This window comes from Pseudomonas sp. PB3P13, from assembly GCF_054897735.1.
The window spans coordinates 2,545,643-2,563,647 of sequence record NZ_CM142702.1 but is presented as its reverse complement, the minus strand read 5'-3'; the positions used below and the strand labels follow the sequence as shown (position 1 = coordinate 2,563,647).

Here is an 18,005-nt window from a genome sequence, read left to right as displayed (position 1 = left end):
TTGCCCATCGCGAGCAAACCTGGCTCCTGCAACATCAATGCTCATCCACCATCAAGAGGGACCGAACAGATGACTCGACTCACCGCAAAAGATTTTGCCCCGCAACTGCTGGAACTCTACGACTACTACGCGCATGGCAAGATCAACCGGCGCGAGTTTCTTGACCGTGCGGCGCTGTTCACCTTCGGTGGCTTGACTGCCGGCGCGCTACTCGCCGCGCTGAGCCCCAACTATGCGCTGGCCGAACAGATCGAATTCACCGACCCGGACATCATTGCCGAATACATCACCTACCCTTCACCGAAAGGCAACGGCCAGGTCCGTGGCTACCTGGTGCGTCCGGCCAAGGCCACCGGCAAGGTGCCGGCCGTGGTGGTGGTGCATGAAAATCGCGGGCTCAACCCGTACATCGAAGACGTCGCGCGGCGGGTGGCCAAGGCCGGGTTCATTGCGCTGGCGCCGGATGGCCTGACGTCCGTGGGCGGTTACCCTGGCAACGATGACAAGGGCCGCGAGCTGCAGGCGACCGTGAATCCCGAAAAACTGATGAACGACTTTTTCGCCGCCATCGAGTGGCTGATGCAGCACGACGCGACCACCGGCAAAGTCGGCATCACCGGGTTCTGTTATGGCGGCGGTGTGGCCAATGCCGCCGCAGTGGCTTATCCGGAACTGGGCGCGGCCGTGTCCTTCTACGGCCGGCAACCGGACGCCAAGGATGTCCCGCGGATCAAGGCGCCGGTGATGATTCATTACGGCGAGCTGGACACGCGCATCAACGAAGGCTGGCCAGCCTATGAGCAAGCGCTGAAAGCAAGCGGCAAGACGTACGAAACCTGGATCTACCCGGGGGCCAACCACGGCTTTCACAACGATTCGACGCCGCGCTACGACGAAGCGGCAGCCCGGCTCGCCTGGGACAGGACGCTGGGCTGGTTCCGCCGTTATCTGGTTTGAACCAACCGCGCTCTACCCCACAAGATCGATCAGTTGTTCGCGCTGCGCACCGGTCAACATCGGGCCAAACCCTGCGCCGGCATTGTCCGCCATGTATCGCGGATTGCCGGTGCCGGGGATTACGCAGGTGACCGCCGAATGCGCCAGCAGGAATTTCAGCACCAATTGCGGCCAGCTGTTGACCTGCACCTGAGACGCCCAACCCGGCAGCGGTTTGCCCTGCAAGCGGCTGAGCAGTCCGCCGCCGCCGAATGGCCGATTGCACATCACCGCCACTGCGCGTTCCCGACACAGCGGCAGGATGCGTTTCTCCACGCCACGATCATCCAGGGCGTAGTTGATCTGCAGAAAATCCAGCGGCTCGGCCTTCAGCACGGCCTCTACCTCATCGTAGGCCGACGCCGTGTAATGAGTGATGCCGATGTAGCGAATGCGCCCTTCTTCCTTCCATTTGCGCAAGGTCGGCATATGGGTTTTCCAGTCGAGCAGATTATGGATCTGCATCAGGTCGATGCGGTCGGTCTGCAGCAACTTGAAGGATGCTTCCATTTGCGCAATGCCTTCTTCGCGCCCGCGCGTCCACACCTTGGTCGCCAGAAACGCCGGCGAACGCGGTTCGTGGATAGACAGCAATTCGCCAGTGGTCTGTTCGGCGCGGCCATACATGGGCGAGCTGTCGATGACCGTTCCACCTTTTTCGAACAGCGCACTGAGCACGGCGGGCAGATTCTTGTAGGCCGCGTCGGCGGGCGCCACGTCGAAGCCGCGATAGGTGCCCAGACCGACCAGCGGCAAGGGCTCGGAGGTGGAAGGAATGGCGCGGGTCTGCATGGTCTTGCCTCCTGTGTCCTTCGATGGCGCAGTGGCTGAAAAGGCCCGATCGAAGGTGAGAACCGCCGAAGCACCGGCAGCCAGCGTGAGTAATCTGCGACGTGTAAAACCTTCAGTGCGGCTCATGGCCGTGTTCCTCCGCTTCGTTGCGCTGCGCCTTGTGCGCCTGTTGCCGGGCCAGCCAGGCACATAAAACGCCCCACAGTCCGGCAATCGGCACGATCACCAGCGCCACCAGCCCGAACCCCGCGCCCAGCGTCGTCAACCCGACGGACAACCAGCCGCTGGCGGCGTCGCCACCGCGATAGACCAGCGTCTCGATGACGTTCTTGGCCTTGTACTTTTCTTCGCGGCTGACCACGGTCCACAGCACTTCGCGCGCCGGTCGCACGATGGCAAATTCGACGGCCCGGCGCAGGCCTTGGGCCAGGGCCACGGTGGCGGGCACCGGCGCCATCGCCATGGCGCTAAACGCGACGATCGTCGCCAGCGGCAACATAACCAGTGCGCCGCCGACCCCAATCAGGCGAATCAACGGCGCGGTCAGCAGCAGTTGAAAGATCAGGGTCAGCGCCGACACGGTCAAATCGACCAAGGCGAAAAACTGCGTCCTGCTGGCCACATCAGAATAGCTGTCGGCGACAATTCGTCCCTGCTCGAAATACAACAAAGTCGCCGCGCTGGTGTGCAACAGCATGAACAGCACCAGCCCGAGCAGGTAGCGCGAGTGCAAAATCAAGGTGATACCGGCGAGCATGCCACCGCCCATGCGCCGGTCATCCAGCGACGAACGGCCACTTTGCGAGTCTGTGCGTGACAACAAGGCACGAAAGCAGCGCACCGCGATTTCCAGCAGCACCGCCGCCGCAACCGTCAGCGCCACCGGCCCGAGTCGCGTGGCCATGGTCGCCGCCAGGAGCGGCCCGATGAACGTGCCAAGAGTGCCGCCCGCCGCGATGAAGCCAAACAGCCGCCGCCCCTGTTCGCTGGAGAAACGGTCGACCAGCACGCTCCAGAAAATCGAAACAATGAACAGGTTGTAGATGCTGATCCAGACGAAGAACACCCGCCCGACCGCCACCGGTGCGACGTGATTGGCGATCAATCCACCGAACAGCAGCATCGACAAAGCAATCGCACGATAAATCAGCGGCACGAAACGCGTGGCAGGCAACCGCGAGGCGAGCGCACCGAACACCGGCACCATCAGCAGCATCACCACGAACGTTGCAGTGAACAACCACTGCAGCTGACCGGCGCCGCCCTCCAGACCCAAGGCATCGCGCAGCGGTCGCACCAGGTAATAGCTGGCGAGCACGCAAAAATGAAACGCAAAGCCCAACATCAGCGCGGTCCTTTCGCCGGGCAAAACGTTCAGCCATTTAGCGGCGATGGGCATCGCTCCCCTCCTCTTCGGCCATTCTCGCTCGATGCGGGCTTCAACTACACTCTGACAGCGCTCCAGCACCTGCACACCACGGCCGAGAGAAATCGATGCCGACCTCTAACGTTAGTCGAATGTCGCGGACACTGATGTACATCGTCGCTATCGTCGTCGTGCTGTACCTGGCCCTCTGCGGGGCGCTGTTCGTTTTTCAGCGTTCGTTGATCTATTTCCCGCAACCGCGTGCCGTTGGCGGTGCCGAAACCTTGATGACGCTGGCGGTTGCCGACGCGCAAGTGCTGGTCAGCGTGAGACCCCGCGCGGGGTCCAAAGCACTGCTTTATTTTGGCGGCAATGCCGAAGATGTTTCGCAGAACCTGGCCCAATTCAGCGAGGCGTTTCCCGAACACGCGCTGTACCTGATGCACTACCGGGGTTTCGGCGGCAGCAGCGGTTCGCCGTCGGAGGAAGCGATTCAGCGCGATGCGATGACACTGTTCGACAGTGTTTATCACGTGCATCCGCAGATCGCCGTGATCGGCCGCAGCCTCGGCTCGGGCGTCGCGGTGCGCCTGGCCAGTCAACGACCGGCGGCGCGGTTGGTGCTGATCACGCCGTACAACAGCCTGGAAGATCTCGCGATACGCCAAAACCCGGTATTTCCGGTGAGATGGCTGTTGAAGGACAAATTCGAATCATGGAAATACGCCGCTCACATTGCCGTGCCGACGTTGTTGGTCACAGCCGGGAATGACGAAGTCATCCCGCGCGCCAGCACGGAGGCGCTGTTAACGCACTTCGCTGCCGGAGTGGCGACCTTAAAGGTCGTACCGGACGTGGGGCACAATTCGCTGTCAGCGAGCCCCGATTACCTGAAGCTGTTGCAGGAAGGCCTTTGAGCGCGATCACTTGCGCGCCAGTTTGTAGCGCAGGCAATCGTCGTAGAAGCTCTTGCGCAGCGCGGCGGGCTTGAGTCGCGACGGGCTGTCGTAGGTCTGCTCGGTAATGCCCATGGCCATCATGCGCATCCACGCCTTGTTGAATTTGTACGCCTGGATCTTCTGCCGGGCGGCGTACAACGACACGCCGGCCAGCTTCAGCTCCTGCGCCCTTGCAGCCGTGCCCGCGCCCCAGCTGCACATGTAGCGGTCATTCTCTTTGAGTTCTTTGGCGAAGGTGGAGGCAGCGATGCCCGTCAGGCCCAGGGAAACCAGTGTGATCCATACAATCCTCATTTGAACCCTGCCTTAACCGGCTGAAAATGAAGCGATTTTGCCGAGACAATGGCTTCAGCGGGGCCAGCAAAATGCCTTGTTTTCCACTATCAGACTGAGCCTGCCTGTCTGCCGGGGCGAACTTGCAGGTCAGGACAGGACTCCAGATAACAAACCTGAGGATTCTCGGCTGGAGGTCAAATCCATGTGCGGACGCCTGACGCAGTACCGCGGCATCCATGACTTCGTCGCGGTGTTGAGCATTCCCGATGCGTTGATCAATCACGTCGGCAATGAGCCGCTGGCCGGTTACAACGCCGCGCCAACGGATCAGCTGGCGTTGCTGCACCTCGAGGATGACGGGCTGGTAGCGGACAAAGTACGTTGGGGATGGCGGCCGCATTGGGCGAAAAATCGTGCAGCGCCGATCAACGCGCGCGTCGAAAAAGTCGCCCACGGGCCTTTCTTCAGATCGATCTGGCCGAGCCGGGCGATCGTGCCGGTCGATAGCTGGTTTGAATGGGTCACTGAGGCCGGTGATTCAACCCGCCAGCCCTGGTTGATTCGCCGTCGGGATCGCGCGCCCGTGTTCTGTGCCGCCATCGGCCAGTTTCCTGTACGAGGTGGGCTGGCGCGCGACGATGACGGCTTTGTGATCATCACGGCCGACAGCGCCGGTGGCATGCTCGATATACACGACCGCCGGCCGGTGGTCTTTACCCCGGAGCTGGCGCGGGAATGGCTCGACCCGGCCACCCCCCGCGAACGTGCGGAGCAGATGGCGCTGTTACAGGGTGAGAACAGTGACGCTTTCGAGTGGTACCGGGTCAGTAAAGCCGTGGGCAATGTCCGAAACAAGCAGGCCTCGTTGATCGATGAGGAGATTGGATCCGATCAATATCGCCAAATACCGCTGATTGATTAATACCTGTACAGCCCCCTCAAACCGGCACTCGTTACCTTGCCTGTTCCGCTGCGAAATATTCTGTTACAGCAAGACAGACTGATACCGCGCCGCTTGTCAGACAATCGGCTTGTCCTACATACATTTTGGGTCACTCCGGATAGCATCTGCGCCGCGTTTCCATTGCTTTTTCAGCTGGTCAAAGAGTCGGCGAATTCCGGGAAAATCCATTACACCTAGACCTGAAGAGTATTACCCTTGCGCGATGATTTTTCACTGAATCCAGTCGTGAGTCTGTCGTGTGTTCATTTGTCCAAGACTGAACACTACCAGCTCGACTGCTTTATCGAACAATACATCAAGACCCGCAATCTTCGATCAGTTTCGGGAATTGAAAGCCGCCTGCGTTTGACCCTCAAGCACTATCCTGGCAAACCGCCGGTAAGGGTCAACGAGTTGAATGCGTGGATCGACAAAACGTTGGGTTACAGGGCAGCCCATCCCGATGAACTGCCCCCGAACGACGATTGATCCGGGTTGGCGGCATTTGGCTTTGCTGATCCAGCCTGTGCAGCAGCGCCAAATCGCTTTCACGATGCACGCCATGTCAGGGCGAAGATGGTTTCCTCGGGTACTTCAAAACGAATGCGTCCATCCCGGCACTCGACAGTGGCAATGCGGCTACGGCTGTCAGGGCCGAAAAGCGCCAGGGACGGGCAGACAGTGTCTGCGCCCTGCAGGCTGATCCGTTGCAGGCGCTCGCCTTTGTTTACCCCCAATACGCTGCGTTCCTGACCGCGGACCATCGCCAAGGCATCGACCTCGAACGCGCTGTTGTCCAGGCGCAGGACCTGGTCGAGCCAGTGCGACTGAATGAACTGATGTGCGAGTCCTACCGGTTTGAGCTCGAAGCGATCAGGCCCGGGCATACGGATCATGCCTTTAAGGTGATGCGGATCGTCAGCGGCCTGAAACCAGTTGAGCATGTCGAGCAATCCGTCCTGGGCTGAATTGATGGCGACCGACGCCCACCAGAGCGATGCAAAATGTGTCTCCTGTTCATAGGGGCTGACACTTGAACCGCTGGAAATATTGGTCTGGTCCAGCAACAGCGCCTTACGAGGCCGGCCATCGGCTTGCAGGCCGACAACGTGCGCAGCCTGGCGAACAGCATCGCGGTATGTCCGCGTGGCCAGCAGGTCGCGAATCATCCACTCGTGCCAGGCCAGGGCATCGATTTGCGGTCCCGATTCCTTGAGCATGCGCCGGGCCCAATCGATGCCACGGTGTTGGCCGCCTTGCGGGATAAACGGCCCGTTGACGAAGCGCGAGCTGGCAGGCATTGCAATACGCACGCCCGCTTCACGTGCGCCCGGATAATCGCGCACCTGCCGATACATGGCGTCGAAGAAGCGCTTGTACGTCGCATAGTCGCGGTAGTTGTAGTTGGGCTCATCGGCGAAAGAAAGGTAGTGAGTGCCGCGCCCCAAGGCAACCGTGGCCGCCAGCCAGGCGTCCAGCCCCGCGATGCTCTGCCCGTTGGCCTCCAGGTCGGCCTTGCGCCCACTGCCGGCCAGCAAGGTGATATTCACCTCAATGCCACCGCGTTCCAGATAAAAACGTCTGAAGGCATCTTCGTAATGAGGCTGAGCGGCCAGGATGTCGACGGCGCTGTAAAAGGCACCCGCACCAGGCTTGAGCGCATCGAGTGCGGCATGGCTTGCCGGCGGCGGAAGTATGTAGGGCAAAGCAACGCCCAGGCGCGGCGTAGGGCCAAGCACCCCGGAATGCAGGGTGAGCTCGGTGTGGCCAGGGTCCTGGCGAAGCGTCTGCAAGTGTTGCGGCCGCTGCGCGAACAGGTTGGCGGTGCCGTCCAGCCAGAAGGCCGCCTTGCCTCGACCTTGCAGGCGCAAACGCCAGTCTTGATCCTTTTCGCTGACGGGCAAGTCAATCTGGTCGAACCGCGGGTACTCTTTGTGGGGCTTGAGTTTCAACTCGACTCTGGTGCCATCGCCCAGTCGTTCGGCAGCCAGAACCCTCACACCACCGAAATATTTGCCACTCAGAATCGCGCGTTCACCGGCGCGGACCTTGAAATACAGTTCGGTGTTGGATGAGGTCTCGGCGCTGAAATGCACCTTTGTCGGCGCGAACAGGGCGACGGTCTGGTCGTCATGCTCAAATCGATAGCGTCTGAAACTATAGCCTGGCACTTCCACGCGATAACTGGCGGCGCTGGCGGGCAATGCCCATTTTTGTTCACCGCGACCTTCGCTGGCGGGTATGAAACGCTCGCCTCGCAACTGCCCCTGGCCGTCCAGCAGGTAAATGCGTTCTTCATTGGAATCGGTCTGCCAGGCCGGTACCCAGCTGACACGCAACGTGTCGTCGTGGGTCGCCTGCAGATAGAGGCTGCCGTCGCGAACATCCCCCCAGCGCATCGGGGCAGCCTCGACCAAACTGCACAATGTGAGCATCACTACCACGGCAATGCGGTTCATAGTTGCTTCCCGTTACGTCTGCCCAACCCACAAGCTTGGCGTTTTGCCATTATTCGCTCTGTACAGTAGTCCGAATGTAACTTTCACGAGAAAAATAGTACGGATCTACGATGAATGGTATTAAAACTTCTATTCGGGATGCCTGCACCGGGGGCTGGAAAGATCATTGACACCCGCAGTTTTTTTGACGCCGTAATTGCGTCGATTGCAGTTTCGTCATAACAGCAATAAACCGGCTTGCTCTTTCAAAGAGCGCTGCTAACGTCACATCAGATCAGCCGGTTTTTCAGCGTCAACCAAGGCGCCATGCACACGAAGGAGCCTGACCATGCGCGCAGAGCAGCGGTTTGATTCGCTGGACAGTTTCAGAGGGCTGATGGCTGTTTCAGTAGTGCTTTATCACCTGCGCGTCAGCGGCAGTTTCACCGAATGGTTGTTGTTTCGCCATGCGGAAGTATTTGTATCGTTCTTTTTTGTATTGAGCGGCTTTGTACTGACGCACGCTTACGGCAGTTCCATCCAATTTAATTTCAGACGGTTCTTTATAACGCGGACTTTCCGCTTGTTACCGCTGCACCTGTTCATGTTATGCGTATTTATAGTACTGGAGTGCGGCCGGTACATTGCTTTTCAAAAAGGCATGGACTTTAACAATGCGCCGTTTACCGGAAAGTTCGCCCCGTCGGAAATCCTGCCTAATGCGTTGCTCATGCAATCCTGGACCCATTTGACCAATCCACTGTCGTTCAATTATCCGTCGTGGAGCATCAGTATCGAGTACTACACCTATATGATCTTTGCGCTGATACTGAGCATTGCTTTTGGCTTCAGAACCTGGATATGGGCAACGACCGTCGTCGTCGCCCTGGCGCTGGTGTACGCAGGCAATACTTTTTTTACCATTGAGTCGCTGCGCGGGCTCGCCTACTTTTTCACCGGTTGCCTGGCCTATACCGCCTTCGTGAAGATGCCCCATCCCGGCCGGACCAATACCTTGTTGCTGACCTCGCTGGAAGTGGTGGCGGTCGCGGCGGCGCTGGTTTTCGTCGTCAATGACTTTGAAGCAAAGCCCCTGGTGGCCAGTCCGTTGTTCGGTGTGATCGTGGTGATCTTCGCTTTCGATGGTGGAGCGGTGTCGCGGTTATTGGCGGGACGGTTCTTCGGTTTTCTCGGCAAGTTGTCCTATTCCATCTACCTGACCCACGCGGCCGTACTGTTTTGCGTTGTGTCAGCGTTTATGGTCGCGAAAAAAATCTTCGGTATCGACATCGCGCCCATGATCGACGGCACCCGCTATCTGGACCTTGGTAACGTATGGCTGAACAACCTCATCGCTTTGCTGGTAGTGGGGTGTGTCGTTGTGGTGTCGATGTTTACCTACCGGTATATCGAAATGACCGGGCAAGCCCTTGGTCGAGCGCTTGCCGATAAACCTGCGCACCGCAACCCCGTGTTAAGACCTGATGCTGACTGATTGCCAGACCGGGACCTGCATGCCGGTCTGTACGCGAAGCACACTTCGCGCAAAACTGTCGGCATTGGCCTGCAAGCCCGGGAGTCAGGATGCTTTATCGAATCGCCGCCGACGGCCTGGTGCTGTTTCATTTGGCGTTCATTCTATTCGTGCTGTTCGGCGGGCTGCTGGTGCTCAAATGGTGGCGGCTGGTCTGGCTGCATCTGCCCGCCGCAGTCTGGGGCGTATGCGTCGAAATACTGCACCTGCCCTGTCCGCTGACAACCTGGGAAAACCTCACCCGTCGCGCGGCCGGGCAAACCGGCTATGGCGGCGGATTCATCGAACATTATGTCTGGCTGATCATTTATCCGGCAGGTCTGACCCCCGCCATCCAATGGGTGCTGGGCGCAGTGGTGTTGGGGATCAATCTGCTGATTTACGCCACGCTGATCAGACGCCGGACAACCCATCGGTCCCTTTGAAACTCAACGGACAAATACACTCCGGGCACTTGATCAGGGCGCCGATTGCTTCACGGTCTCGATCCAGGCGGGATTCAACCGCGTCTGGTCCGGGTCGATGCCAAGCGCTTCCATCCGCGCCTTGTGCTGTTCCATTTCCTGTAACAGCTGCCCGTGATCACTGGAGTTCCCGTCGAGTTCGTGCATCTGGCTCAGACCCAGGTGGTAGAAGCGCAGCAATTTCATGGCGCCGGGATCGTCCCTTTGCACCGCCGCTTTCACCTGATGCATGACGTTGGTGACACACATCAGGCTGCGCTTGAGCTGCCAGCCGTACACCGCCGGGGCCATCCAGGCCTGTTCCCAAAACACACTGCGCATCAGCGCGACCATCAGCAACACCGCGACGAACACGCCACCGACGTTGAAGCGCAGATTGTCGCCGTCCGGCTCGCCAAACAGACTGACCGCCGCCGTCGACAGCGTCATCGCCAGGGCCAGAAAAATCAGCGCGATGATCATTGTGCTGCGGCGCGTCTGGCGGCGGTAGAGCTCGGGATTCTGCGGCTGGATATCGAACATTGCGACGGGTTTCCTCAAGTCATCAACGAAAAGATTGCCGGGCATTATCGCCTCTGTGGGGGATTTAGCTATGCTGGGGCTCCTTTACATCTTTTCATCGTCAAAGGGGAACGTGGCGATACCGCTCGGTTCGTGCCATCTTCTTTCATGGATACACACTATTCGGATGCCATGCGCCGTCGGGCGGGTGACATCGTTTTAAGGATTACTGAATGACCCAACGACATGTCATCAACGCCTCGGTCAGCCCCAAAGGCAGCCTGGAAACCCTTTCTCAACGTGAAGTTCAACAACTGAGCGAAGCTGGATCCGGCAGCACCTACACCCTCTTCCGCCAGTGCGCCCTGGCCATTCTCAACACCGGCGCCCACGTAGATAACGCCAAGACCATTCTGGAAGCTTACAAGGATTTCGAAATTCGCATTCACCAGCAGGACCGTGGCGTGCGCCTCGAACTGCTGAACGCACCGGCCAACGCCTTTGTCGATGGCGAAATGATCGCCAGCACCCGTGAAATGCTGTTCAGCGCGCTGCGCGATATCGTCTACACCGAGAACGAGCTCGACAGCCAGCGCATTGACCTGAGCACGTCCCAGGGTATCAGCGACTACGTGTTCCACCTGCTGCGCAACGCGCGCACCTTGCGTCCCGGCATCGAGCCGAAGATCGTGGTCTGCTGGGGCGGGCACTCGATCAATACCGAAGAGTACAAATACACCAAGGAAGTCGGCCACGAACTGGGCCTGCGCAGCCTCGACATTTGCACCGGTTGCGGCCCAGGCGTAATGAAAGGCCCGATGAAGGGCGCAACCATCGCCCACGCCAAGCAGCGCATCCACGGCGGACGCTACCTCGGCCTGACCGAACCCGGCATCATCGCCGCCGAAGCGCCGAACCCGATCGTCAACGAACTGGTGATTCTGCCGGACATCGAAAAACGTCTGGAAGCCTTCGTCCGCGTTGGTCACGGCATCATCATTTTCCCGGGCGGCGCCGGCACCGCTGAAGAATTTCTGTACCTGCTCGGCATTCTGATGCACCCGGACAACAAAGGTCTGCCGTTCCCCGTGATCCTCACCGGGCCCAAACATTCGGCACCGTACCTGGAGCAACTCGACGCGTTTGTCGGCGCGACGCTGGGGGAAGCGGCCAAGCAGCATTACGAGATCATTATCGACGACCCGGCGGAAGTGGCCCGGCAAATGACCCAAGGTTTGAAAGCGGTGAAACAGTTCCGCCGCGAGCGCAATGACGCATTCCATTTCAACTGGCTGCTGAAGATCGACGAAGGCTTCCAGCGCCCGTTCGACCCGACGCACGAAAACATGGCCAACCTGAAACTGAGCCGCGACCTGCCCGCTCACGAACTGGCCGCCAACCTGCGCCGTGCGTTCTCCGGCATCGTCGCCGGCAACGTCAAGGACAAGGGCATCCGCCTGATCGAAGAACACGGCCCGTATCAGATCCGCGGCGACGCGGCGATCATGCAACCACTGGATCAGTTGCTCAAGGCGTTCGTCGCCCAGCACCGGATGAAACTGCCCGGCGGCGCGGCTTATGTGCCGTGTTATCGAGTGGTCGCGTAAAACTGCTGACGACCGTGGCGAAGCAGCAAACCTGATCGCCACGGCTCGTCATTGGGAAGCCTTGGCATCCAAAGGCTGATCGCTCGCTAGACAAGGGGCTTTCTGGCATCCTGCGCGTCCATTTTCCGACCCGGCCGCCTGCAGGCACGCAAATCATCATGACCGCTTCTGAAAAAGCCTTCGCCCCACGCAACAACGATCTCATTTATGGTCTCGACGACCGTCCTCACCTGACCGCAACGGTATTCGCCGCACTGCAACATGTGCTGGCCAGTTTCGTCGGCATCATCACACCCACGCTGATCATGGGCAGCGCCCTGGGCCTGCAAAGCGAAATCCCCTACCTGATCAGCATGGCCCTGTTCGTTTCGGGCCTGGGCACCTTCGTCCAGGCGAAACGCTTCGGCCCGGTCGGCTCTGGCCTGCTGTGTCTGCAAGGCACCAGTTTTTCATTCATCAGCGTGATCCTCAGCGCCGGGTTCATGGTCAAGGCTCGCGGGGGCGGCACCGACGAAATACTGTCGACGATCTTCGGCGTGTGTTTTTTTGCCGCGTTCATCGAGGTGCTGCTGAGCCAGTTCATTGGCAAATTGCGGATGCTGATCACACCGGTGGTCACCGGCACGATCATCACGTTGATGGGGCTGTCGCTGATCAAGGTCGCCATGACCGATATCGCCGGCGGTTTTGGCGCGCCGGACCTTGGCGCCGCCAGTCACCTGGCGCTGGCCGCGTTGGTGCTCGGGACGATTGTGCTGTTGAACCGGGTGGATGTGCCGTTTCTGCGCCTCGGGGCGATCGTGATCGGCCTGACCCTCGGTTATGCGGTGGCGTGGTTGATGGGGCACGTGGATTTCGCCAGCATGCCCGAGGTGCCGCTGATGAGCGTCCCGGTGCCGTTCAAATACGGGTTCAATTTCGATTGGGTGGCGTTCATACCGGTCGCGGTGATTTTTCTGGTGTCGCCGCTGGAGGCCGCGGGCGATCTCACCGCCAACTCGATGATCTCCCGGCAACCGGTCAAGGGTCCGCTGTACATTCGCCGGATCAAGTCCGGGCTGCTGGCCGACGGGCTCAACTCGGCGATGGCGGCCGTGTTCAACAGCATGCCGATGGTGACGTTCGCGCAAAATAACGGGGTGATTCAGTTGACGGGCGTAGCGAGCCGCTACGTGGCGTTTTTTATCGCCGGTCTGCTCGTGGTGCTGGGGCTGTTCCCGATGATTGGCGCGGTACTGCAACTGATGCCCAAACCAGTGCTGGGCGGTGCCGAGCTGGTGATGTTCGGTACGGTCGCGGTGGCGGGCATCAAGATCCTCGCCGAGGCTGGCCTGCATCGGCGCAACATGCTGATCGTGGCCATTTCCATCGGCCTGGGCCTGGGTGTCGCGGCGGTGCCGGAGGTGTTGCGTGAACTGCCCAAGGCGCTGCACAACATCTTCGAGTCGCCGATCACCGTCGGCGCGCTGTGCGCTATCGTACTGAATATCTTCCTGCCGGAAGAATTCATCGAGCTGGAAGAAGATGATTTCGATCCGGAAGCCTCGATTCTTCAGGTAATGGAAAACCCCGAGGTGACGAGCAAGGCTGAACCGGCAGTGCCCGGGGTGGTCGGACAGATAAACCGCTAGGCAGGCTTGAGGCCGAGTTCTGGAGGTTCAGCCTTTTTCTTTCCAGTGAGTGTGCTCATGCGCCGTGTCCACGCGTTGATCCTTTCCCTGCTGATGCTGGCCCTCAACGCCTGCTCCCTGCTGCCCCAGCGCGACCCGTTGAACATCAACGTGGTCGGGCTTGAGCCGATGCAAGGTCAAGGCATGGAAGTGCGTTTTGCGGTGAAAATCCGCGTGCAGAATCCCAATGACACGACCATCGATTACAGCGGCGTGGCCCTGGATCTGGAGGTCAACGGCCAGCCCCTCGCTTCCGGAGTCAGTGATCAGTCAGGGTCGATCGCGCGCTTTTCCGAGACCGTGCTGACCGTGCCGGTGAGCGTGTCGGCGTTCTCCATTTTTCGCCAGACGCTGGGCCTGAGCCAGACGCAAACCCTGGATAACCTGCCCTACGTCCTGCGCGGCAAGCTGGCCGGAGGCTTGTTTGGCACGATGCGGTTCGTCGACACTGGCAAGCTGAGTTTGCCGGGGGCTGCGACCGGCACCTGGTGACCCCTGATTTACTGCGATCAATGTGGGAGTGCAGCCCGCTTTCGCGAGCAAGCTTTGCCCACAGAGGTTTGAGCTATCGGCGGAGAATGTAGCGTTCGATCGCCTGGGCCGCGCCGTCTTCGGTGTTGGCTGCAGTGATGACGTCTGCCTGGCGCTTTACGGCGTCTTCGGCCTGTCCCATGGCAATCGATAACCCAGCGCGGTGGAACATGGCCGGGTCGTTGCCGCCGTCACCCATGGCAGCCGTCTGCTCCAGCGGTACACCGAGGTACGCGGCAAGTGTGGCCAGCGCTTCACCCTTGTTCGCCAGCAGCGCAGTGACGTCCAGGTAGATCGGTTGCGAGCGTGAGACCTGTGCCTGACCTTCAAGTCTGGCCAGCAAACGGGCTTCCAGCTCGATCAACAGTTCAGCGTTGTTGCTCGCCGCGACGATCTTGTCGATGCGCTGCAAGTACGGTTCGAACGACTCGACCACAACCGGCGGATACCCCAGACCACGCTGTTCGCGCGGCACCATTGGCCCGGTCGGATCCTTGAGCAGCCAGTCGCCACCACTGAACACCCACACTTCAATGTCCGGCAAATCGGCAAACAGGGTCAATGCTGTCAGCGCGACCGTCGCTGGCAGGTAATGCGCGACCAGCAACGAGCCGTCCGGATTGATGATGGTGCCGCCATTGAACGCTGCTGTCGGCAGATCGACGCCGAGGGCTTCGATCTGTTGCAGCATCGCTTTCGGCGGCCGGCCGGTGGCCAGGCTAAACAGCACGCCCGCCTCGCGAAGGGAACGCACGGCATCAATGGTGCGCTGACTCAGGCTGTGATCGGGCAGCAGCAAGGTGCCGTCCATGTCGCTCAGCAGAAATCGGATGGGTTGTTGCGTCGGCTCACTCATCCGAGGCCATGCCAGACGCGACCGTCGCGAGCCAGTAAATCCTCGGCTGCTGCCGGTCCGTCCTCACCCGCCGCGTAAGGCTCGACGCGAGCGTCCTGCTGCCAGGCATCGAGGAACGGCTGTACCGCACGCCAGCCATTCTCGATGTTGTCAGCACGCTGGAACAGCGTTTGGTCACCGGTCAGGCAGTCGTAGATCAGCGTTTCGTAGCCGGTAGACGGCTGCATTTCAAAGAAATCCTTGTAGGCAAAACCCAGCTCGATGTTGGCCATTGTCAGCGCCGGCCCCGGCCGTTTGGCCAGCAGGTCGAACCACATGCCTTCGTTGGGCTGGATCTGAATCCGCAGATAGGTGGGTTGCAGCTCATCGACCTCGGTGTCGCGGAACTGCGCGTACGGCGCCGGTTTGAAGCAGATGACGATTTCGGTGTCACGCACGCTCATGCGCTTGCCGGTGCGCAGGTAAAACGGCACGCCGACCCAGCGCCAGTTGTCGATCATGACTTTGAGCGCAACGTAGGTCTCGGTGCTGCTGTCGGGCGCCACGTTGTTTTCCTGGCGATAACCGGGCAATGGCTTGCCATCCACATCGCCCGACGTGTATTGGCCGCGAACCGAGTTGGCCCGCGCCTCTTCGGTAGACCACGGGCGAATCGCTCCGACTACCTTGGCTTTCTCGCCGCGAACCGCGTCTGCACCGAACGCGGCCGGCGGTTCCATGGCCACCATCGCCAGCAGCTGAAACAGGTGATTGGGCACCATGTCGCGCAAGGCACCCGTGTGTTCGTAAAAACTGCCACGGGTTTCGACGCCGACGGTTTCGGCAGCGGTGATCTGCACGTGGTCGATGTAATGGTTGTTCCAGAATGCTTCGAACAGGCTGTTGGAGAAACGGCTGATCAGAATGTTCTGCACCGTCTCCTTGCCCAGGTAGTGATCGATCCGGTAAATCTGGTTTTCCGACATCACGCCAAGCAGGCAAGCGTTCAAGGCTACGGCTGTCGGCAAATCGGAGCCGAAGGGTTTTTCAATCACCACCCTTCGGAAGGCGTCGGGCGTTTCCTGAAGCAGGCCGGCAGCGCCCAGCCGCCGCACCACTTCACTGAAAAAACGCGGCGCGGTGGCCAGGTAGAACACCGCATTGCCGGTGCCGCTGGCGGCAATTTTTGCCGCCAGGGCTTGATAAGTGCTGCCGTCCAGGAAGTCACCCTGGACGTAGCTGATGCCGCTGGCGAGCTTGGCCCACAAGTGCGGATCGAGAATTTCGTCGTCGCCCTTGCCGACCTTGGTCGCCACTTCTGTACGGATGAAGTCTTCGAGTTTTTTCGCGAAGGCTTCATCGGTAATGGCGTTGTGGTCAACACCGACGATCCGCAATCCATCCCCCAGCAACCCGTCGCGACTCAGGTTGTACAGCGCCGGCATCAGCAGACGCTTGACCAGATCGCCATGCGCGCCGAACAGAAACAGCGTGGTCGGCGGAGCGGGTTCAGCCTTGGATTTATTGCGGATCAGACGGGTCATTTTTTCGAAGTCTCCACGTGGCCGCCGAAGCCGAAGCGCTGGGCCGAAAGAACCTTGTCGCCGAAAGTGCCCTGCCCGCGCGAACGGTAGCGCGAGAACAACGAGTTGGACAGCACCGGTACCGGCACCGCTTGCTCCATGGCAGCCTCGATGGTCCAGCGACCTTCGCCGCTGTCCGCCACCGAACCGGAGTAACCTTCGAGCTGCGGATCGCTGGCCAGAGCATCAGCCGTCAGGTCGAGCAACCACGACGACACGACGCTGCCACGACGCCAGACTTCGGCGATATCAGCGACATTGAGATCAAAGCGCTGGTCTTCCGGCAGGTTTTCACTGGCCTTGGTCTTGAGAATATCGAAGCCTTCGGCGAAGGCCTGCATCATTCCGTACTCGATGCCGTTGTGGATCATTTTCACGAAGTGTCCGGAACCGGCCGGACCGGCGTGAATGTAGCCGCGCTCGGCACGGTCATCTTCGGACTTGCGGTCCCTGGTACGCGGGATATCGCCCATGCCCGGGGCCAGGCTGGCGAACAGCGGGTCGAGGCGTTTAACCACTTCGGCTTCGCCGCCGATCATCATGCAATAACCGCGTTCCAGGCCCCAGACGCCGCCGGAGGTGCCGACGTCAACGTAATGCAGACCTTTTTCCGAGAGGCTTTTCGCCCGGCGGATATCGTCTTTATAAAAGGTGTTGCCGCCGTCGATGATGGTGTCGCCAGGTTCCAGCAACGTGCTCAACACTTCGATGGTGTCTTCAGTCGGCGCACCGGCTGGCAGCATGACCCACACGGCGCGCGGTTTGGCCAGGCCGGCAACCAGGGCTGGCAGGTCGATAACGCCTTTGGAGCCTTCGGCTGCGAGGTTATCGACAAACGCGGTATTGCGGTCGTACACAACGGTGGAGTGACCGTTGAGCATCAGGCGCCGCGCAATATTGCCGCCCATGCGGCCCAGTCCAATAATCCCGAGTTGCATGTGCTGATGCTCCCTACTGCAAATAAAGTGTGTCAAAGGTTATAGCCCAACGCGACTAATGGGGGTTAGTCCAGAGCATTGGCCTGAAGTTTCCGGGCATTGTGCCCGATCCAGACAGATAACGTCGGGAATCGTGCTGAAGGCACACCGACCATGAAAAATAAAAAAGTTCCCATTCAGGGCAAAAGAAATCAAAATTGCGGCCGATAGTGTTATGTACCGCTTGAGAAGCGGCCAAAACACAGTTGATGCAAGCTTCGAGGTGAGCCATGGACACTCAGATGACCGCACGTCCCCTACAAACCCTGTACGTGACTATTCGTCGTGACGAACTGCGTCAGTTGCGCGAGGAGCGCGAGTTGCTCATGCGCGAAGTCGCTCATTTGCAGGAGCGTTTGCAGCTGTTGCAGCCCACGGACTACCGGCTGCCACCCACGACAAAAAAAGCGCTGCACAACTAATTCGCCAGAAACGGTAATTAGTCAAAAAACCAGGCTCAGACCATCTGTCTCGATGATCAGCCTGGTTTTTTTGTGCCCGTTTATTTTCCCTGCGCGGCGTGCGGTTGCAGC

At 59.7% G+C, this 18,005-nt stretch carries 18 protein-coding genes; 10 read left to right on the top strand and 8 right to left on the bottom strand.

The genetic code is table 11. The features are described 5' to 3' along the window. Nucleotides 1–69: 69 nt before the first annotated feature. Nucleotides 70–957 (top strand): YghX family hydrolase, encoded by an 888-nt coding sequence (gene yghX / locus ACYZT1_RS11975; protein ID WP_462019101.1) that lies wholly within the window; start codon nucleotides 70–72, stop codon nucleotides 955–957. A 12-nt stretch (nucleotides 958–969) separates the two neighbouring features. Here the strand turns inward: yghX and ACYZT1_RS11970 are convergent, their stop codons facing one another. Together ACYZT1_RS11970 and ACYZT1_RS11965 are read right to left on the bottom strand one after the other, a co-directional pair. Beyond that, on the bottom strand, nucleotides 970–1,914 hold the full coding sequence (locus ACYZT1_RS11970; RefSeq protein ID WP_462019100.1) for an aldo/keto reductase: 945 nt from the start codon (nucleotides 1,912–1,914) through the stop codon (nucleotides 970–972). Further along, on the bottom strand, nucleotides 1,901–3,187 hold the full coding sequence (locus ACYZT1_RS11965) for an NTP/NDP exchange transporter (protein WP_462019099.1): 1,287 nt from the start codon (nucleotides 3,185–3,187) through the stop codon (nucleotides 1,901–1,903). The genes ACYZT1_RS11970 and ACYZT1_RS11965 overlap by 14 nt, the downstream gene beginning before the upstream one ends. A gap of 95 nt (nucleotides 3,188–3,282) precedes the next feature. Here ACYZT1_RS11965 and ACYZT1_RS11960 point away from each other — a divergent pair, with 95 nt between their 5' ends. Next, on the top strand, nucleotides 3,283–4,071 hold the full coding sequence (locus ACYZT1_RS11960) for an alpha/beta hydrolase (protein WP_462019098.1): 789 nt from the start codon (nucleotides 3,283–3,285) through the stop codon (nucleotides 4,069–4,071). A 6-nt stretch (nucleotides 4,072–4,077) separates the two neighbouring features. On the opposite strand, the gene ACYZT1_RS11955 is transcribed toward ACYZT1_RS11960, so the two are convergent. Further along, on the bottom strand, nucleotides 4,078–4,407 hold the full coding sequence (locus tag ACYZT1_RS11955) for a hypothetical protein (protein WP_462019097.1): 330 nt from the start codon (nucleotides 4,405–4,407) through the stop codon (nucleotides 4,078–4,080). 184 nt (nucleotides 4,408–4,591) lie between these two features. Between ACYZT1_RS11955 and ACYZT1_RS11950 the strand changes: the two genes are divergently transcribed. Further along, nucleotides 4,592–5,311 carry an SOS response-associated peptidase gene (locus ACYZT1_RS11950; protein WP_462019096.1) on the top strand — a complete coding sequence of 240 codons (720 nt, stop codon included), beginning with the start codon at nucleotides 4,592–4,594 and terminating at the stop codon, nucleotides 5,309–5,311. A 237-nt stretch (nucleotides 5,312–5,548) separates the two neighbouring features. Beyond that, nucleotides 5,549–5,821 (top strand): hypothetical protein, encoded by a 273-nt coding sequence (locus ACYZT1_RS11945; protein WP_462019095.1) that lies wholly within the window; start codon nucleotides 5,549–5,551, stop codon nucleotides 5,819–5,821. A 59-nt stretch (nucleotides 5,822–5,880) separates the two neighbouring features. On the opposite strand, the gene ACYZT1_RS11940 is transcribed toward ACYZT1_RS11945, so the two are convergent. Beyond that, a complete protein-coding gene (locus ACYZT1_RS11940) occupies nucleotides 5,881–7,791 on the bottom strand; it encodes a hypothetical protein (RefSeq protein WP_462019094.1) in 1,911 nt (636 codons plus the stop codon). A 328-nt stretch (nucleotides 7,792–8,119) separates the two neighbouring features. On the opposite strand from ACYZT1_RS11940, the gene ACYZT1_RS11935 reads away from it, so the two are divergent. Both ACYZT1_RS11935 and ACYZT1_RS11930 read left to right on the top strand, forming a co-directional pair. Continuing rightward, nucleotides 8,120–9,265, top strand: coding sequence for an acyltransferase family protein (locus tag ACYZT1_RS11935; protein ID WP_462019093.1), 1,146 nt, complete (start codon nucleotides 8,120–8,122; stop codon nucleotides 9,263–9,265). An 89-nt stretch (nucleotides 9,266–9,354) separates the two neighbouring features. Further along, nucleotides 9,355–9,729: a DUF2784 domain-containing protein gene (locus ACYZT1_RS11930; RefSeq protein WP_462019092.1), complete on the top strand. Its 375-nt coding sequence runs from the start codon at nucleotides 9,355–9,357 to the stop codon at nucleotides 9,727–9,729. 33 nt (nucleotides 9,730–9,762) lie between these two features. Here the strand turns inward: ACYZT1_RS11930 and ACYZT1_RS11925 are convergent, their stop codons facing one another. Further along, on the bottom strand, nucleotides 9,763–10,290 hold the full coding sequence (locus ACYZT1_RS11925; protein WP_462019232.1) for a DUF3087 family protein: 528 nt from the start codon (nucleotides 10,288–10,290) through the stop codon (nucleotides 9,763–9,765). Between the two features lie 212 nt (nucleotides 10,291–10,502). On the opposite strand from ACYZT1_RS11925, the gene ppnN reads away from it, so the two are divergent. From ppnN to ACYZT1_RS11910, 3 genes are all read left to right on the top strand, one after another. Next, a complete protein-coding gene (gene ppnN, locus ACYZT1_RS11920; RefSeq protein WP_462019091.1) occupies nucleotides 10,503–11,876 on the top strand; it encodes a nucleotide 5'-monophosphate nucleosidase PpnN in 1,374 nt (457 codons plus the stop codon). A 158-nt stretch (nucleotides 11,877–12,034) separates the two neighbouring features. Continuing rightward, the gene (locus ACYZT1_RS11915) at nucleotides 12,035–13,507 is read left to right on the top strand and encodes a nucleobase:cation symporter-2 family protein (RefSeq protein WP_462019090.1); all 1,473 of its coding nucleotides are present in this window, start codon (nucleotides 12,035–12,037) and stop codon (nucleotides 13,505–13,507) included. 57 nt (nucleotides 13,508–13,564) lie between these two features. After that, entirely contained in the window at nucleotides 13,565–14,038 is a 474-nt protein-coding gene (locus ACYZT1_RS11910) for an LEA/WHy family protein (RefSeq protein ID WP_462019089.1), read from the top strand. A 73-nt stretch (nucleotides 14,039–14,111) separates the two neighbouring features. Here the strand turns inward: ACYZT1_RS11910 and ACYZT1_RS11905 are convergent, their stop codons facing one another. Genes ACYZT1_RS11905 through gnd form a run of 3 tightly spaced genes read right to left on the bottom strand, consistent with a single transcriptional unit; the run spans nucleotide 14,112 to nucleotide 17,433 of the window. Then, on the bottom strand, nucleotides 14,112–14,933 hold the full coding sequence (locus ACYZT1_RS11905) for an HAD family hydrolase (protein ID WP_462019088.1): 822 nt from the start codon (nucleotides 14,931–14,933) through the stop codon (nucleotides 14,112–14,114). Next, complete coding sequence (gene zwf / locus ACYZT1_RS11900; protein WP_462019087.1) at nucleotides 14,930–16,456, bottom strand: glucose-6-phosphate dehydrogenase; 1,527 nt, start codon at nucleotides 16,454–16,456, stop codon at nucleotides 14,930–14,932. Before zwf ends, ACYZT1_RS11905 begins: the two co-directional genes overlap by 4 nt. After that, complete coding sequence (gene gnd / locus ACYZT1_RS11895) at nucleotides 16,453–17,433, bottom strand: phosphogluconate dehydrogenase (NAD(+)-dependent, decarboxylating) (protein ID WP_462019086.1); 981 nt, start codon at nucleotides 17,431–17,433, stop codon at nucleotides 16,453–16,455. The genes zwf and gnd overlap by 4 nt, the downstream gene beginning before the upstream one ends. A gap of 269 nt (nucleotides 17,434–17,702) precedes the next feature. On the opposite strand from gnd, the gene ACYZT1_RS11890 reads away from it, so the two are divergent. Beyond that, nucleotides 17,703–17,894, top strand: coding sequence for a DUF6026 family protein (locus ACYZT1_RS11890; protein WP_462019085.1), 192 nt, complete (start codon nucleotides 17,703–17,705; stop codon nucleotides 17,892–17,894). Nucleotides 17,895–18,005 lie beyond the last annotated feature (111 nt).

Excerpts from the sequence above, each read along its gene's own strand:
- ACYZT1_RS11890 (WP_462019085.1), top strand. The coding sequence starts at position 17,703 with ATGGACACTCAGATGACCGCACGTCCCCTACAAACCCTGTACGTGACT.
- gnd (WP_462019086.1), bottom strand. The coding sequence starts at position 17,433 with ATGCAACTCGGGATTATTGGACTGGGCCGCATGGGCGGCAATATTGCG.
- ACYZT1_RS11925 (WP_462019232.1), bottom strand. The coding sequence starts at position 10,290 with ATGTTCGATATCCAGCCGCAGAATCCCGAGCTCTACCGCCGCCAGACG.
- ACYZT1_RS11970 (WP_462019100.1), bottom strand. The coding sequence starts at position 1,914 with ATGAGCCGCACTGAAGGTTTTACACGTCGCAGATTACTCACGCTGGCT.
- ACYZT1_RS11910 (WP_462019089.1), top strand. The coding sequence starts at position 13,565 with ATGCGCCGTGTCCACGCGTTGATCCTTTCCCTGCTGATGCTGGCCCTC.
- ACYZT1_RS11940 (WP_462019094.1), bottom strand. The coding sequence starts at position 7,791 with ATGAACCGCATTGCCGTGGTAGTGATGCTCACATTGTGCAGTTTGGTC.
- ACYZT1_RS11965 (WP_462019099.1), bottom strand. The coding sequence starts at position 3,187 with ATGCCCATCGCCGCTAAATGGCTGAACGTTTTGCCCGGCGAAAGGACC.
- zwf (WP_462019087.1), bottom strand. The coding sequence starts at position 16,456 with ATGACCCGTCTGATCCGCAATAAATCCAAGGCTGAACCCGCTCCGCCG.
- yghX (WP_462019101.1), top strand. The coding sequence starts at position 70 with ATGACTCGACTCACCGCAAAAGATTTTGCCCCGCAACTGCTGGAACTC.
- ACYZT1_RS11905 (WP_462019088.1), bottom strand. The coding sequence starts at position 14,933 with ATGAGTGAGCCGACGCAACAACCCATCCGATTTCTGCTGAGCGACATG.
- ACYZT1_RS11930 (WP_462019092.1), top strand. The coding sequence starts at position 9,355 with ATGCTTTATCGAATCGCCGCCGACGGCCTGGTGCTGTTTCATTTGGCG.
- ppnN (WP_462019091.1), top strand. The coding sequence starts at position 10,503 with ATGACCCAACGACATGTCATCAACGCCTCGGTCAGCCCCAAAGGCAGC.
- ACYZT1_RS11960 (WP_462019098.1), top strand. The coding sequence starts at position 3,283 with ATGCCGACCTCTAACGTTAGTCGAATGTCGCGGACACTGATGTACATC.
- ACYZT1_RS11955 (WP_462019097.1), bottom strand. The coding sequence starts at position 4,407 with ATGAGGATTGTATGGATCACACTGGTTTCCCTGGGCCTGACGGGCATC.
- ACYZT1_RS11915 (WP_462019090.1), top strand. The coding sequence starts at position 12,035 with ATGACCGCTTCTGAAAAAGCCTTCGCCCCACGCAACAACGATCTCATT.
- ACYZT1_RS11935 (WP_462019093.1), top strand. The coding sequence starts at position 8,120 with ATGCGCGCAGAGCAGCGGTTTGATTCGCTGGACAGTTTCAGAGGGCTG.
- ACYZT1_RS11950 (WP_462019096.1), top strand. The coding sequence starts at position 4,592 with ATGTGCGGACGCCTGACGCAGTACCGCGGCATCCATGACTTCGTCGCG.